The organism is Streptosporangium pseudovulgare (assembly GCF_014648055.1).
Lineage (GTDB): Bacteria > Actinomycetota > Actinomycetes > Streptosporangiales > Streptosporangiaceae > Streptosporangium > Streptosporangium pseudovulgare.
On sequence record NZ_BMQJ01000002.1, the window covers coordinates 558,729 to 572,848 of the forward strand.

A 14,120-nucleotide genomic window follows, 5' to 3' on the forward strand; every position below is an offset into this window, starting at 1 on the left:
CGCCCGCGGCGAAGCCGGCGCGCCCCGCGGACGGCGGGGCGCGGAAGCCGGCGGGAGGACCGGGGCGCCGCGGGAGGCCGGACGCCGGCCGGTCCGCCCCGTACGACCGGTGTCGGCGGTCAGCGCCGCAGGAGCGCGGCCAGGGCGTGCAAGGTGCCGGCGGTCAGCGTCGCAGGAGCGCGGCCAGGGCGTGCAGGTCGTCGATGACGTGGTCGGCCTCGGCCGCCTCCGGCCGGTCGGCGTGCAGGTGACCCCACGGGCCGCGGCGGATCAGCGCGGTCCGCATGCCCGCCGCGCGAGCCGGACGGACGTCGTTGTCGAGCCGGTCGCCCACGTAGAGGATCTCCCCCGGCTCGCGGCCCGACACCGCGACGACCTTGGCGAAGAACTCGGGGGCCGGCTTGGCCACGCCCCAGCCGTCGGAGGTGTGGATCGCGTCGACCGGCAGGTCCATCGCGGCCAGCGCGTCGTACGCCTGCGGCGGCTGGTTGCCCGCGATGATCAGCTCGTACCCGAGGTCGCGGAGCGCGGCCAGGCCGGGCCGTACGTCGGGGTAGAGGTCGTCGGCGTCGAAGTTCACCCGGAGCCCGTCGGGGTCGTCGCGCTTCCACGCCTCCTGCTCGGCCTCCAGGTCGAACCCGGGCCGCAGCAGCTCGAAGACGTCGGAGAACGGCCGATCGAGGGCGGCCATGCCGCCCAGCATGCCGAGCACCGTGAACCGGGGGAACCCGAGCCGGTCGGCCCAGCGCGACCAGATCCGCGTCTCGTCGATCAACGTCTCCCCGACGTCGAACACCACCGCCCGAACCATGACATATCCCCTTTCGGCAGGCCGGACCGATCCTAGACGAGCGGGCATCGAGTCGTTCGCCTGGGAGAACGACGGTCGCCCCGTCACCGCCGGTCACCCCGTCACCGCCGGTCGCCCCGTCACCGCCGGTCACCCCGTCACCGCCGGCCGTACCGCGCCTTCACCGCGCGCCGGGTCTCACGGCAGCAGACCGGTGACGATCGCGCGCAGTCCACGGTCGAAGGTGTCCTTGGCGGTCAGCTCCTCCCATCGCCGCCCCACCTCCGCCAGCCGTGGGAACTCCCGCGCGTCGAGCCGGGCGAACACCCGCTCCCGGTACGTGTCCCCTTCCTGCTCCCGCCGTCTGCGCGCCGCGGCCCTGCCGCTGATCTCACCCGCCGTGTAGTGCCAGATGATCCGGTAGGCGTCCACGGCCTCCTCCGTCGTCAGCCCCGCACTCAGCGCGGCGTCGATGATCTGCTCCGGGTACCAGAGGGCGCCGACCGACAGCAGGTCGTCGGCCCGCAGCACGTCCACGATCCACGGGCAGCCGGACAGCGTCTCCCGCATCGCCGTCGCCACCGCCACCACGCGGTCGCGAGGCTCTCCGGGCAGGTCCTCCTCCTTCGGCCGGGGCCGGCCGGCGGCGTAGTCGTCGAGGAGCAGCAGGAGGAGCTCCTCCTTGTCGCGTACGTGGTGGTACAGCGCCATGGCCGTGCTGCCCACCTCTCTGGCCAGCCGGCGCATCGTCAGGCCCGCGACGCCGTCCTCCTCGATGACCCGGTGGGCCGCGGCCACGATGTCGGCTCTGGAGATCTTCGGGGGTCGTCCGGTACGCGAGGGCATTCTGCCATGCTACTTTTTATACATGTATAGAAACTCGCGTGGCGCGGCGGCCGTGGCCGTGCTGGCGTACGGGGTCGCCGTCGGCACCCTGCAGATGACCGTGATGGTGCCGCTGCTACCCCTGCTCCAGCAGCGGCTCGGCGCCTCCCTCACGTCCGTCTCGTGGACCCTCACCGCCGGCCTCCTGTCGGGCGCGGTCTCCATCCCGTTGCTGTCTCGCCTCGGTGACATGTACGGGCGGCGCGCGATGTCACTGGTCGCGCTGGCACTACTCGTCGCCGGGTCGGTGCTGAGCGCCGTGTCGGAGACGCTCACCCTCGTGATCGTGGGCCGCGTTCTCCAGGGCACGGCCGCACCGCTGCTGCCCCTGGCCATCGGCCTGGTCCGGGAGGCCCTGCCCGCGCCGCGGCTGCCGACGGCGATCGGGGTGCTGAGCGCGACCATCGGCGTGGGGAGCGGCGGAGGCATGATCCTCGCCGGACTGGTGGACGGGGACCACCGGCTCGTGTTCTGGATCCTGGCCGGACTGGCGGCATCGGGATTCGCGCTGGTGACGGCCGTCGTTCGGGAGGACCGGCGAGCCGCTCGACGGCAGGCGGGAGACCGGCCCGACCTCCTCGGCGCGGCACTGGTGTCGACCTGGCTCGTCTGCCTGCTGCTCGCGATCAGCAAGGGCGCGGCCTGGGGCTGGACGTCCCCGCCGACCCTGAGCCTGCTGGCCGGTGCCGCGGTGGTGGCCGGCACGTGGGTCGTGACCGCCCGCCGTACCGCTTCCCCGCTGATCGAGATCCCGATGCTCGTGCACCGGGGGACCGTGGGGGCGACGGTGGCCTCGTTCCTGCTCGGCTTCGCGTTGTTCGCCGCCATCATGACCATCTCGGCGTTCGCCCAGGAGACACTCGGCGCCTCGGTGCTGCAGGTCGGCCTCTACCTGCTGCCGACGACGGTCCTGATGCTGGCGGTCTCCGTCCTCGCGGGCCCGCTGATGCGCCGCTTCACCGCCTCCGCGCTGGTGGCGGGCGGCGCGACGCTGGTGGCGGTCGCCACGCTGTGGCCGGCCGTCCAGCGCGGCGGCGGCCTGCCCCTGTACGGCGCCGCCACCGTACTCGGCCTGGGCATCGGTCTCGGCTACGCGGCCCTCGGCACCATGGCCGTCGAACACGTCGAGCCGTCCAAGACCGCGGTGGCCGGCGGCGTGAACGCGCTGGTGAGGGTGGTGGGCAGCAGCCTGGCGGGGGCGGTCGGGGCGACCGTCCTGTCCAGCGCCGGTCCGGGCTGGAGCTTCACCCTCGCCGCGACGGCCGCCCTCTTCGCGGCGGTCTTCGCCGCCCTCTACGGAAACCTCTCACGAAAGGCAGAAACGGCATGACGAACGACGAACGGGTCATCGCCTGGGGCGACGAGCTCGTCAAACTCCACGACGGTTTCCGCCGCGACCTGGCGAACCTGCGCGGCCGCCCCGAATCCGGTGACCGGACCGGCGGAGCGGACCTGCGCACGCACTGCCTGACGTTCTGCGACGCCCTGCACGCGCACCACGAGGGGGAGGACGGCGCGCTGTTCCCCCACCTGCGGACCGAGCACCCCGAACTCGCCGAGACCCTTGACCGGCTGCGCGAGGAGCATCGGACGGTGGCCCGGCTGATCAGCCGCATCCGGAGCCTGCTGGACGAGGGCGGGCAGGGGGTCGGCGACGAGCTGGATCGGCTGGCGGAGGAACTGGAGGCGCACCTCGACTACGAGGAGGAGCAGCTCGTCCCCGTCCTCAACCGGATGGCCACTCTCCCGGACGACGTCTGACCTCTCCCGGGCCAGGACGCCGGAGGCTCCTCCCGGCGCGGACACCGGCCGCCACGCGGCAGGCGGCGTCGTCGGCGGCGTGACGGTGCGGGCCGGGACGGGGCGCCCTGTTAGCGTGACGGGGTGAGCAAGGTCTTCCTGGAGCCGGCCGAGTGGTACGCCACACTGCCCAGTGTGTTCACCTCGGCCGCCGTGCTGATCACCGACGCCGACGACCGGGTCCTGCTGGTCAAGCCGAACTACCGGCCGGGCTGGAGCTTTCCCGGCGGGATCGTCGAGAACGGCGAGGCGCCGCACGACTGCGCCGCGCGCGAGGCGATGGAGGAGCTGGGCGTTCAGGTCGAGGTGGGCGGGCTGCTCGTGGTGCACTGGTCGCCCCCGGCCGGGGACCGCCCCCGCTCCATGGTGAACTTCCTGTTCGACGGCGGCGTGCTGGACGACCCGTCGCGCATCCGGCTGCAGGCCGACGAGCTGGACGACGCGGCGTTCCTGGCCTGGGACACCGCCGTCACACTGCTGCCGGAGGTCAGCGCGCCACGCCTGCCCGCCGCCCGCCTGGCCCGCCGCGAGCGGCGCCCCGTCTACCTCCCCGGCGGCGGCCCCGCGGGCGGATGAGCCGTCCCACCGGCCCGGCCCAGGCGGTCGCCTGAACCGTCCGCCCGAAGATCCGGTGGGGCTCCCGGGGACCCGCTCAGAGGCGCTCCATGGCCTTGCGGATGCGCTTGTCGGAGATCGGGTACGGCGTGCCGAGGGTCTGCGCGAAGTAGCTGACCCGCAGCTCCTGGATCATCCACCGGATCTCCCGGACGTCGTCGTCCGCGCGGCGGACCGGGGGCAGCTTCTCCACCAGGTCGTGGTACTCGTCCTCGATGTCGTGGATCTTGTACATCCGCTCCTCGTCGCGGAACGGGTCGTCGGCCATCTTCTCCAGCCGCCGCTCGGCCGCCCTGAGGTAGCGCAGCAGGTCGGGCAGGCGACGGTGGCCGGTGTCGGTCACGAACCCCGGGTAGACCAGGTCGCCCACCTGGTCGCGGACGTCCTCGACGGCGGGGGTGGAGCGCGCCTCGGCCAGGCGGGTGGAGACGGCGTGCCAGACGGCCAGGATGTCCCGGGCCCGGGAGACCACCTCCTCGGTGGTGTCGAACAGCTCGGCGCGGACCTTGTCGTGCAGGGCGGCGAAGGCCGCCTCGTCCCAGACCGGCCCGCCGTACTCGCTCATGAGCCTGTCGGCGGCGCAGGCGACGCAGTCGTCGAACAGGGCGACGGCGCCGGCGTGCGGGCTGCGGCTGAGGGCGAGCTTGGCCTGGTTGTCCAGGCGGCCGAGCACCCACTTGGCCGGGGAGGGGGTGTTCAGCAGCAGCAGCCTGCGGGTGCCCTCCCACATGGCGCGGCGCTGCTCTGCCTCGGTCTCGAACATCCGCACGGCCACGGTCGCGCCCTCGTCGGCCAGCGCCGGGTACGCCTTCATCCGGCGCTGCTCGAACGTCTTCGGCAGCTCCCCCACGTTCCAGGTGGTCAGGCCCGACTTCTCCAGCCCGTCGGCGGCGCGGGAGAGGGTCTGGCGGAGCCGGGGGGCGAGCCGCCGCTTGAGGTCGGCGAGGTCCTTGCTCTCGTCGATCTTCTTCTTGCGGCCGTCGACGACCCGGAAGGTGATCCGCAGGTGGTCGGGGACCTGGTCGAGCCGCCACGCCTCGCGCGGCACCCACACGCCGGTGAGGGCGGCCAGCTCCCGCTCCAGCACGGTCAGCAGCGGCTCCCGGGTGGGCTCGGCCCGCTGGAGCACCTGCTTGGCGTAGTTGGGGGCGGGCACGAAGTTGCGGCGGATCTCCTTGGGCAGGGACCGGATGAGCGCGGTGAGCAGTTCCTCGCGCAGGCCGGGGATCTGCCAGTCGAAGCCGTCGGGGTTGACCTGGTTGAGCAGGGCCAGCGGGATGTGCGCGGTGACGCCGTCGGCGTCGGCGCCGGGCTCGAACTGGTAGGTCAGCGGGAAGCGCAGGCTCCCCTGGCGCCAGACGTCGGGGTAGTCGCGCTGGCTGACGTCGCCCGCCGCGTCGCTGATCAGCATCGACTTCTCGAAGCTGAGCAGGTCGGGCTGATCGTTCCTGGTCTTCTTCCACCAGGAGTCGAAGTGGCGGCCGGAGACCACGTCGGCGGGGATGCGCCGGTCGTAGAAGTCGAACAGGGTCTCGTCGTCCACGAGGATGTCGCGGCGGCGGGCCCGCTCCTCCAGCTCCTCGACCTCCGACAGGAGTTTGCGGTTCTCCCTGAAGAAGGCGTGGTGGGTCTCCCAGTCGCCCTCGACCAGGGCGTGCCGGATGAACAGCTCGCGGCTCAGCTCGGGGTCGATGCGGCCGTAGTTGACCTTGCGCTGCGCCACGATGGGCACGCCGTACAGGGTGACCTTCTCGTACGCCATCACCGCGCCCTGGTTCTTCTCCCAGTGCGGCTCGGAGTAGGTGCGCTTGACCAGGTGCTGGGCCATCGGCTCGACCCACTCGGGCTCGATCTTGGCGTTGACCCGGGCCCACAGGCGGGAGGTCTCCACCAGCTCGGCGGACATCACCCACAGGGGCTGCTTCTTCGCCAGCGCCGAGCCGGGGAAGATCGCGAAGCGGGCGTTCCGCGCGCCGATGTACTCGGTCATAGGGCGGCGGGGACCGTCCGCGCCCTTCTTGTCGATGTCCTTGACGCCGACGTGCGACAGCAGGCCGGACAGCAGGGAGACGTGGATCTTCTGCTCGTCGCCGGGGACGCCGTTCAGGGTGACGCCGAGGGACCTGGACATCTGGCGGAGCTGGCCGTAGACGTCCTGCCACTCGCGAACCCGCAGGTAGTTGAGGAAGTCCGCCTTGCACAACCGCCGGAACGCGCTGGAGGACAGCTCCTTCTGCTGCTCCTGCAGGTGGTTCCACAGGTTCAGGTAGGAGATGAAGTCCGACTCCTTGTCGGCGAACCGGCGGTGCTTCTCGTCGGCGGCCTGCTGCTTGTCGGCGGGGCGCTCGCGCGGATCCTGGATGGACAGCGCGGCGGCGATGACCATGACTTCGCGGACGCAGCCGTTGTGGTCGGCCTCGATGACCATGCGGGCCAGGCGGGGGTCCACCGGCAGGCCGGCCAGCTTGCGGCCGAGCGGGGTGATCTGCCTGGCCTTGTCGAACGCGCCCAGCTCCAGCAGCAGGTCGTAGCCGTCCCTGACCTGGCGCTGGTCCGGCGGTTCGACGAAGGGGAAGGCTCCGATGTCGCCCAGGCCGATGGAGGTCATCTGCAGGATGACCGAGGCGAGGTTGGTGCGGAGGATCTCCGGGTCGGTGAACTCCGGCCGGGAGAGGAAGTCCTCCTCGCTGTAGAGGCGGATGCAGACGCCCTCGGAGACGCGGCCGCAGCGACCCTTGCGCTGGTTGGCCGACGCCTGCGAGATCGCCTCGATGGGCAGCCGCTGGACCTTGGTGCGGTGGCTGTAGCGGGAGATGCGGGCGAAGCCGGGGTCCACGACGTACTTGATGCCGGGGACGGTCAGCGAGGTCTCTGCGACGTTGGTGGCCAGCACGATGCGGCGGCCGGAGTGGCGCTGGAAGACCCGGTGCTGCTCGGCGGCCGACAGCCGGGCGTACAGCGGCAGCACCTCGGCGTCCTTGCGTTTGGACAGGGCGTCGGCGGTGTCGCGGATCTCCCGCTCGCCGCTGAGGAAGACGAGGATGTCGCCCGGGCCCTCGGCGCACAGTTCGTCCACGGCGTCGCTGATCGCCTGGATCTGGTCGTCGTCCTCCTCCACCGGCCGGTAGCGGACCTCGACGGGGTACGTACGGCCGGACACCTCCACGATGGGGGCGTCGCCGAAGTGCCGGGAGAACCGCTCCGGGTCGATCGTGGCCGAGGTGATGACGACCTTCAGGTCGGGCCGGCGGGGCAGGAGCTGCTTGAGGTAGCCGAGGATGAAGTCGATGTTGAGGCTGCGCTCGTGCGCCTCGTCGATGATGAGCGTGTCGTACTGGGCGAGGTCGCGGTCGCCCTGCAGCTCGGCCAGCAGGATGCCGTCGGTCATCACCTTGACGAGCGTGCCGTCGCTCACCTGGTCGGTGAAGCGCACCTTGTAGCCCACCGCCTCGCCGAGCGGGGTGTCCAGCTCCTCGGCGACGCGTTCGGCGACGGTCCGGGCGGCGATCCGGCGCGGCTGGGTGTGCCCGATGAGGCCCTTGACGCCCCGGCCCAGCTCCAGGCAGATCTTCGGCAGCTGGGTGGTCTTGCCGGAGCCGGTCTCACCGGCGACGATCACGACCTGGTGGTCGCGGATCGCCTCCAGGATGTCGTCCCTGCGGCGGCTGACCGGCAGGCTCTCCGGGTAGGTGATCGCAGGCACGCCCGCGCGGCGTTCGGCGATCCGGCGTTCGGCCTTCTCGATGTCGGAGGTGATCTCCGCGGCGATCTTCTGCTGCGCGGCCCGGTTCCTGACCTTGCGGGCGCCGTCGAGCCGGCGCCGCAGCCTGCGCTGGTCACGCAGGGTGAGTTCGGGCAGGCGCGCGTGGAGCTGGGCGAGCGGAGATGTCAAAGGAGGCGTTCCCATACTGCTTCCAGAGTACTTTCAGCCCGAAGTTCCGGAGCCGACCGCCCATCGTGCCCGACCCGCCACCGCGGCCGCATCCCAATATCGCGCCCCGGGAAAAGGGGCGGGTCCCCGGCTGCCGAGGCGGCCGGGGACCCGGGTGAGAGGGATCGGGCGGAGGTCAGTTGATCGCCGGGTAGGCGTTCTTGAGCAGCTCCCGGAACTGGGCGGAGAACCACTGGCCGGAGATCGGCGCGTTCGGCAGGGCACCGGTCAGGTTGTTGCCGTTGCGCTCGTTGCCGGTGTAGGTCGGGTCGCACATCCGGTCGAAGCCCTTGCCCTCGTCGTTGGGGATGGCGGAGCTGGAGCCGTCGGACTCGCCCGGAGGCTTGATCCAGACGTAGGCGTCGAGACCGGGGGCGGGGCTGGCCTGCGGGCGCTCACCGAGGCCGGCGCCGCTCTGGTTGCACCAGTTGCCGGCGTGGATGCGCCGGTCGACCCGCGACTGGTTGACGAAGGTGTTGACGTCGGTGGAGGTGCTGGGAGCCGCCGGGCGGGCCGAGCCGCCCCAGCCGTTGCGGGAGGTGTCGATCAGCATGCCGAGGGTGGACTTGAAGCCCTTCTGGATGAGCAGGTTCCGGAAGGCCTGGGCGTAGCTGAGCTCGTCGACGTAGAAGTTCCAGTCGACCCACCTCGACTGGCGGACGGTCTGGCCGTTCACCGTCGTGTTGATGGTGAAGTGCGGCTCCTTCAGCGCCGAGTAGTTGGCGGTGTTGGTGATGAAGCCGTCCACGCTGTCGAAGCCGGCGGCGGTGCCGGAGACGGTGCTGGCGAACAGGTCGGCCGAGGGGCCGAAGTTGGTGTCCCAGCCCAGCCAGCCGTGGTGGCCGGCGTCGACGTAGGTGTAGACGTTCTTGATCGCGTGCAGCTTGTCCAGCGCGTAGCGGACGCCGTCCACGTAGGCGCCGCTCGACTTGGCCTCCTGGCAGTCGGGCACGTTGAGGTTGGTGACCAGGTTGGGCAGCGAGTCGATCTCGACGACCGTCACGATCCGCAGGGCCGCGTACTTGGGGTCCTTCATGATCGTGGCGATCGGGTCGATGTACTCGGCCTTGTAGCGGGCCAGGCCGTTCTGGGAGATGCGCAGCTCGCCGTTGGAGGCCAGCGCCGAGCAGTCGCGGTTCGGCAGGTTGTAGATGACGAACTGGATCGTCAGCGGCTTGCTGCCGTTGGCCGCGTCCTGCTTGACCGCCTCTTCGAGGTGGGCGCGCAGGCCCTTGGCCGAGGAGGTTCCCTCGATGGCGGCGATGCGGTCCAGCCATACGCCGGTCGAGATGTCGGCCACGGCGGTGCCGCCCGGCTCGGCCTTGGCCTTGGCCGACCAGTCGGGGTTGACGTAGCCGGTGGCGTCGGCGTACGGGTTGTCGACGTGCTCACCGGGCGGCGGCGTCGTGACGTCGTCGTCGTCCTCGGTCGCGGTGACGGAGGCGCCGGTGTGGCCGGCGGCCGCGGCGGCGATGGTGGCGGTGCCGTTGACCTGGTCGCTGTCCTGGGCGGCCGAGACCGTCACGTTCTGCGCCGTGCTCCAGTTGGCGGGCGTGAAGGTGAGCGTGGACGGCGTGATGGTGATGTCGGAGTCACCCGTCTTGGTCAGGTTGACCGTGACGTTGGAGGTGGGAGCCGCGCTGAGCTTGAAACCGACCGTCTTGGAACCGCCCTCGGGCACGGTGACCGCGGTCGAGGTGGCGACGATCGACGGGGTGCCGCTCCCGCCGCCCACGGTGAAGGAGACCGCGGAGCTCTCGGTGGACAGCGCCGGGGAGGCGTTGTCGTAGGCCTTGGCCTTGGCGGTGTGGCTGCCGGTCCCCACGTTCGCCGCCGAGAAGCTGTACGGGGCGGTGGTGTCGGTGTTGACCAGGGCGCCGTCGACGTAGAACTCGACCTTGCTCACCCCGCCGTCGTCACCGGCCGTCGCCGCGAGCGGCACGGCCGAGCCCGCCGGAATGGTGGCGCCGTTCGACGGGCTGGTCAGGCTCACCGTGGGCGGCTGGTTGGTCGGGGTGGTCCCGCCGCAGGTGACGCCGTTGACCGTGAAGGAGGTGGGCTTGGGGTTGCTTCCGCTCCACGATCCGTTGAAGCCGATGCTGGTCGACGCGCCCGTGGCGAGGCTGCCGTTCCAGTCGAGGTTCTTCGCGGTGACCTGGTTGCCGCTCTGGCTCCAGGTGGCCGACCAGCCCTGCTGGAGCTGCTGGCTGCCGGGGAAGGCGAAGCCGAGGGTCCAGCCGTTCAGCGGGTCGCCGAGGTTCTTCAGGTTGACGGTGGCGGTGAACCCGCCCTGCCACTCGTTGGTGGTGTAGCTGACGTCGCACGCGACGGCGGCGTGCGCCATGGTGGCCGGCCCGGCGGCCAGGCCCGCGGCGGCCACCAGCAGGGCCGTCGACGTCGCCGCCCGGTGCCGCCAGGCGCGGCGACGCGGATGAGCTCTCATACGTGATCATCTCCAGGACGTGGGTGGGAGCGCTCCCATAGTCCGGAGGTTTCGGGAATGTGTACAGGGTGTTGCGCGCCGAAGGCGTCTCCCCGGGGCCGTCCCCGCCGCTGACCTCACCGAACGCCCTTCGGGCCCGATGAAACTTTCAGTACGGCCGTACGGCTCCGGCCGGCCGTACGGGATCGGCGCGGGCGGAGCCGGGCCACGGGTCGCCGGGGAACGGTCCGCCCGGCCGGTCTACGCCTTCGCCGCCGCCATGGCGGCCCCCACGATGCCCGCCTCGTTCAGCAGGGCCGCCGGGACGACCGGGGTGCGGAGCCGCACCTTGGGCAGGAACTTCTCCGACTTCTTGCTGACCCCGCCGCCGATCACGATCAGCGCCGGTGAGAACAGCATCTCCACGTGCCGCAGGTACTCCTCCACCCGTTCGGCCCACTTGTCCCAGCTCAGGTCGTGCGCCTCGCGCGCGTGGTCGGAGGCCCGCCTCTCGGCCTCCTTGCCGTGGAGCTCCAGGTGCCCCAGTTCGGTGTTGGGCACCAGCCGGCCGTCGGCGAACAGCGCGCTGCCGATCCCGGTGCCGAACGTCAGCATCAGCACCACCCCGGCCGCCTCCCTGGCCGCGCCGTGCGTCACCTCGGCCACCCCGGCCGCGTCGGCGTCGTTGAGCACCGTCACGGGCAGGCCCGTCGCCTTGGCGAACAGCGCCCGCGCGTCCACGCCGATCCATGACCGGTCCACGTTGGCGGCCGACATCGTGACCCCGCCGACCACGACCCCGGGAAAGGTGATCCCGACCGGCCCGGCCCACTCGAAGTGCCCGGTGATCCGCGCGACCACCTCGGCGACCGCCTCCGGCGCGGCGGGCACCGGGGTCGGGACGCGCAGCCGGTCCCGGGTCAGCCTCCCCGTCGCGACGTCCACCGGGGCTCCCTTGATCCCCGAGCCGCCGATGTCGATTCCCAGCGCCTCCATGGCGTCACCTCCCTGGGTGGCCCTCTTCCCCGCGGCGGGCGGGTGATGCCCGCACACCGCGCGTCCCGATGACCCCGGCACCGGACCCCGGCATGTTCCCCGCACCGGGCCCCGGCGCGGTCCCCGCACCGGCCGCCGGTGGCGTCAAGCCCGCCGATACCCGTCTGCAGGCGCGGTCAAGCCCGCTGAAAGCACCTCATAACACACTGCGGGTACCACCGCAGGAAAGGACCGCTCCGATGATCGCCACCCGCCTCCTCACCGGCCTCGCCCTCGCCGCCGCCGCGCTCTCGGCCGTCTCGCTCCCCTCGGCCGCCCAGGCCGCCATCCCCACCCCCGCCGTCGCCGTCGCCCCGGATTCCGCCGCCGCCCCGGCCGTCACCTGGGGCCCCCGTTACTCCCCGGGGCGCGGGGCCAAGGCCTCCGGCTCCCTGCGCGCCACCGGCGAGGACCACGCCGACATCCCCGCCGCCGAGACCGTCCGGATCTCCGGGCGCGTCCAGGACCTGACCCGCGCGAGCGCGACCTGCGGCCTGGCGGTCTTCCGGATCACCTACCGGACGTCCGACGGGAACCTGCCCTTCACGCACCGCACCATCCGCGACTGCTCGTACGGCACGCCGCAGCCGTTCACGTTCGACCACCGGAACGTCTACCAGGTGGAGCTGAAGGTCTGCTCCGAGGCCAGGGCGGCCCAGCCGTCGCTCAACTGCCTCTACGCCGGCACCTGGAAGGTGCTCTACCTCTCGCGGTGATCCCCGGCCGCCCGCCCGGTGTCCTCGGGGACACCGGGCGGCGGTGACGTTCCGGCGTCGCCGGGCGGAGGACTCCCGCCCGGCGACGCCGGAGGGCGCGTTCAGGAGGCGCCCGGCTGCTCCGTGATCCGGCCCGCCTCGACGTGGATGTGCCGGGTGGTGTGGACCGCCTCCAGCATCCGCCGGTCGTGGGTGACGAGCAGGAGCGTGCCGGGGTAGGCGGCGAGCGCCGACTCCAGCTGCTCGATCGCGGGCAGGTCGAGGTGGTTGGTCGGCTCGTCGAGGACCAGGAGGTTGACGCCCCGGCCCTGGAGCAGCGCCAGGGCGGCCCGGGTCCGCTCCCCCGGCGACAGCGTGGCCGCCGGGCGCAGCACGTGCGCCGCGCGCAGCCCGAACTTGGCCAGCAGCGTCCGCACGTCGGCGGGCGTCATCTCCGGCACGGCGGCGCCGAAGGCGTCCAGCAGCGGCTCGCCGCCCAGGAACAGCCCCCGGGCCTGGTCCACCTCCCCGACGACCACGCCGGGGCCGAGTGAGGCGTGGCCCTCCTGGAGGGGGAGCCGCCTGAGGAGCGCGCCGAGCAGGGTGCTCTTGCCCGAGCCGTTCGCGCCGGTGATCGCCACCCGCTCGGCCCAGCCGATCTGCAGGTCCACCGGCCCGAGGGTGAACCCGCCACGCCGGACCACCGCGTCGCGCAGCGTGGCGACGACCGCCCCGGACCGCGGGGCCACGGCGATCTCCATCCGCAGCTCCCACTCCTTGCGGGGCTCCTCGACCTCCTCCAGCCGCTCGATCATCCGCTCGGTCTGCCGGGCCTTGGCGGCCTGCTTCTCGGTCGCCTCCGTGCGGAAGTTCCGGCCGACCTTGTCGTTGTCGGCGGCCTTGCGCCGCGCGTTCTTGACGCCCTTCTCCATCCAGGCGCGCTGCGTGAGGGCCCGCTGCCGCAGCGAGGTGAGGGTGCCGGCGTACTCCTCGTAGGCGTCGCGGGCGCGCTGCCGGGCGATCTCCCGCTCGGCGAGGTAGCCGTCGTAGCCGCCGCCGTAGGACCGGACCTGCCGCTGGGCGAGGTCGAGCTCGACGACCCGGTCGACCGTCCTGGCGAGGAACTCGCGGTCGTGGCTGACCAGGACCGTCCCGGCACGCAGGCCGGCGACGAAGCGTTCGAGCCGTTCCAGGCCGTCGAGGTCGAGGTCGTTGGTGGGCTCGTCCAGCAGGAAGACGTCGTAACGGCTGAGCAGCAGGGACGCCATCCCCGCCCGGGCGGCCTGTCCGCCGGACAGCGCCGCCATCGGCAGGCCGAGGTCCACCGCCAGGCCGAGCTCGGCGGCGACCTCCCCGGCCCGGTCCTCCAGGTCGGCCCCGCCCAGGGCCAGCCACCTGTCCAGGGCGGCGGCGTACTCGTCGTCGGCGCCGGGCCGCCCCTCGACGAGACCCTCGGTCGCGGTGTCGAGGGCGCGCTGCGCGGCGGCCACCCCGGTCCGCCTGGCCAGGAACTCGGCGACCGTCTCGTCCGCCCGGCGCTCACGCTCCTGGGGGAGATAACCGACGGACGCGGTGGGCGGGCTGAGCCGTACGGTGCCGTGCTCGGGCGGCAGCAGACCGGCCAGGATCCGCATCAGGGTGGACTTTCCGGCCCCGTTCACCCCGACCAGGCCGACCACGTCGCCCGGGGCGACGACCAGGTCGAGGCCGGAGAACAGGGCGCGGTCGCCGTGGCCGGCGGCGAGGTCCTTCGCGACGAGGGTGGCGCTCATGAGGGCAACGCTATCGGCCACGCCGTCCGGATCTCCCCGCGGTTTCCGGCCGTACGGCGGCGCCGCGTCCCCTTCCGCGCCCGGCGGAGCCCGCCGCGCGGGGCCTTCCGTCCCTCCGGCCGCCACCTAGGAGATTTCGTAAATTCCGCCGATTTCGGGAGATGGCGCACTACGC

The 14,120-nt window shown here is 72.3% G+C and carries 10 protein-coding genes; 4 read left to right on the top strand and 6 right to left on the bottom strand.

Annotated elements, in window-relative coordinates; genetic code table 11:
• Window positions 1-163 precede the first annotated feature (163 nt).
• Both IEZ10_RS06235 and IEZ10_RS06240 read right to left on the bottom strand, forming a co-directional pair.
• Window positions 164-811 carry an HAD family hydrolase gene (locus IEZ10_RS06235; protein ID WP_189245478.1) on the bottom strand — a complete coding sequence of 216 codons (648 nt, stop codon included), beginning with the start codon at window positions 809-811 and terminating at the stop codon, window positions 164-166.
• Between the two features lie 177 nt (window positions 812-988).
• A complete protein-coding gene (locus IEZ10_RS06240) occupies window positions 989-1,636 on the bottom strand; it encodes a TetR/AcrR family transcriptional regulator (protein ID WP_189245479.1) in 648 nt (215 codons plus the stop codon).
• A 22-nt stretch (window positions 1,637-1,658) separates the two neighbouring features.
• Here IEZ10_RS06240 and IEZ10_RS06245 point away from each other — a divergent pair, with 22 nt between their 5' ends.
• The 3 genes from IEZ10_RS06245 to IEZ10_RS06255 all read left to right on the top strand — a co-directional run bounded on the left by IEZ10_RS06245 (window position 1,659) and on the right by IEZ10_RS06255 (window position 4,051).
• A complete protein-coding gene (locus tag IEZ10_RS06245; protein ID WP_189245480.1) occupies window positions 1,659-3,005 on the top strand; it encodes an MFS transporter in 1,347 nt (448 codons plus the stop codon).
• Window positions 3,002-3,436, top strand: a complete 435-nt coding sequence (locus IEZ10_RS06250; RefSeq protein ID WP_189245481.1) for a hemerythrin domain-containing protein — start codon at window positions 3,002-3,004, stop codon at window positions 3,434-3,436. Before IEZ10_RS06245 ends, IEZ10_RS06250 begins: the two co-directional genes overlap by 4 nt.
• 123 nt (window positions 3,437-3,559) lie before the next feature.
• On the top strand, window positions 3,560-4,051 hold the full coding sequence (locus IEZ10_RS06255) for an NUDIX domain-containing protein (RefSeq protein ID WP_189245482.1): 492 nt from the start codon (window positions 3,560-3,562) through the stop codon (window positions 4,049-4,051).
• Window positions 4,052-4,127: 76 nt separating this feature from the next.
• Here the strand turns inward: IEZ10_RS06255 and hrpA are convergent, their stop codons facing one another.
• From hrpA to ppgK, 3 genes are all read right to left on the bottom strand, one after another.
• Window positions 4,128-7,997 carry an ATP-dependent RNA helicase HrpA gene (gene hrpA / locus IEZ10_RS06260; RefSeq protein WP_189245483.1) on the bottom strand — a complete coding sequence of 1,290 codons (3,870 nt, stop codon included), beginning with the start codon at window positions 7,995-7,997 and terminating at the stop codon, window positions 4,128-4,130.
• A 160-nt stretch (window positions 7,998-8,157) separates the two neighbouring features.
• On the bottom strand, window positions 8,158-10,464 hold the full coding sequence (locus IEZ10_RS06265; RefSeq protein WP_189245484.1) for a glycoside hydrolase family 6 protein: 2,307 nt from the start codon (window positions 10,462-10,464) through the stop codon (window positions 8,158-8,160).
• Between the two features lie 240 nt (window positions 10,465-10,704).
• Window positions 10,705-11,439, bottom strand: coding sequence for a polyphosphate--glucose phosphotransferase (gene ppgK, locus IEZ10_RS06270; RefSeq protein WP_189245485.1), 735 nt, complete (start codon window positions 11,437-11,439; stop codon window positions 10,705-10,707).
• Window positions 11,440-11,678: 239 nt separating this feature from the next.
• Between ppgK and IEZ10_RS06275 the strand changes: the two genes are divergently transcribed.
• Complete coding sequence (locus tag IEZ10_RS06275; RefSeq protein ID WP_189245486.1) at window positions 11,679-12,194, top strand: hypothetical protein; 516 nt, start codon at window positions 11,679-11,681, stop codon at window positions 12,192-12,194.
• Window positions 12,195-12,295: 101 nt separating this feature from the next.
• Here IEZ10_RS06275 and IEZ10_RS06280 read toward each other — a convergent pair whose 3' ends face one another.
• Window positions 12,296-13,945, bottom strand: coding sequence for an ABC-F family ATP-binding cassette domain-containing protein (locus IEZ10_RS06280; RefSeq protein ID WP_189245487.1), 1,650 nt, complete (start codon window positions 13,943-13,945; stop codon window positions 12,296-12,298).
• Window positions 13,946-14,120 lie beyond the last annotated feature (175 nt).

Coding starts and splice junctions, on each gene's coding strand:
- IEZ10_RS06245 (WP_189245480.1), top strand. CDS start 1,659: ATGTATAGAAACTCGCGTGGCGCGGCGGCCGTGGCCGTGCTGGCGTAC.
- IEZ10_RS06235 (WP_189245478.1), bottom strand. CDS start 811: ATGGTTCGGGCGGTGGTGTTCGACGTCGGGGAGACGTTGATCGACGAG.
- ppgK (WP_189245485.1), bottom strand. CDS start 11,439: ATGGAGGCGCTGGGAATCGACATCGGCGGCTCGGGGATCAAGGGAGCC.
- hrpA (WP_189245483.1), bottom strand. CDS start 7,997: ATGGGAACGCCTCCTTTGACATCTCCGCTCGCCCAGCTCCACGCGCGC.
- IEZ10_RS06240 (WP_189245479.1), bottom strand. CDS start 1,636: ATGCCCTCGCGTACCGGACGACCCCCGAAGATCTCCAGAGCCGACATC.
- IEZ10_RS06250 (WP_189245481.1), top strand. CDS start 3,002: ATGACGAACGACGAACGGGTCATCGCCTGGGGCGACGAGCTCGTCAAA.
- IEZ10_RS06275 (WP_189245486.1), top strand. CDS start 11,679: ATGATCGCCACCCGCCTCCTCACCGGCCTCGCCCTCGCCGCCGCCGCG.
- IEZ10_RS06265 (WP_189245484.1), bottom strand. CDS start 10,464: ATGAGAGCTCATCCGCGTCGCCGCGCCTGGCGGCACCGGGCGGCGACG.
- IEZ10_RS06280 (WP_189245487.1), bottom strand. CDS start 13,945: ATGAGCGCCACCCTCGTCGCGAAGGACCTCGCCGCCGGCCACGGCGAC.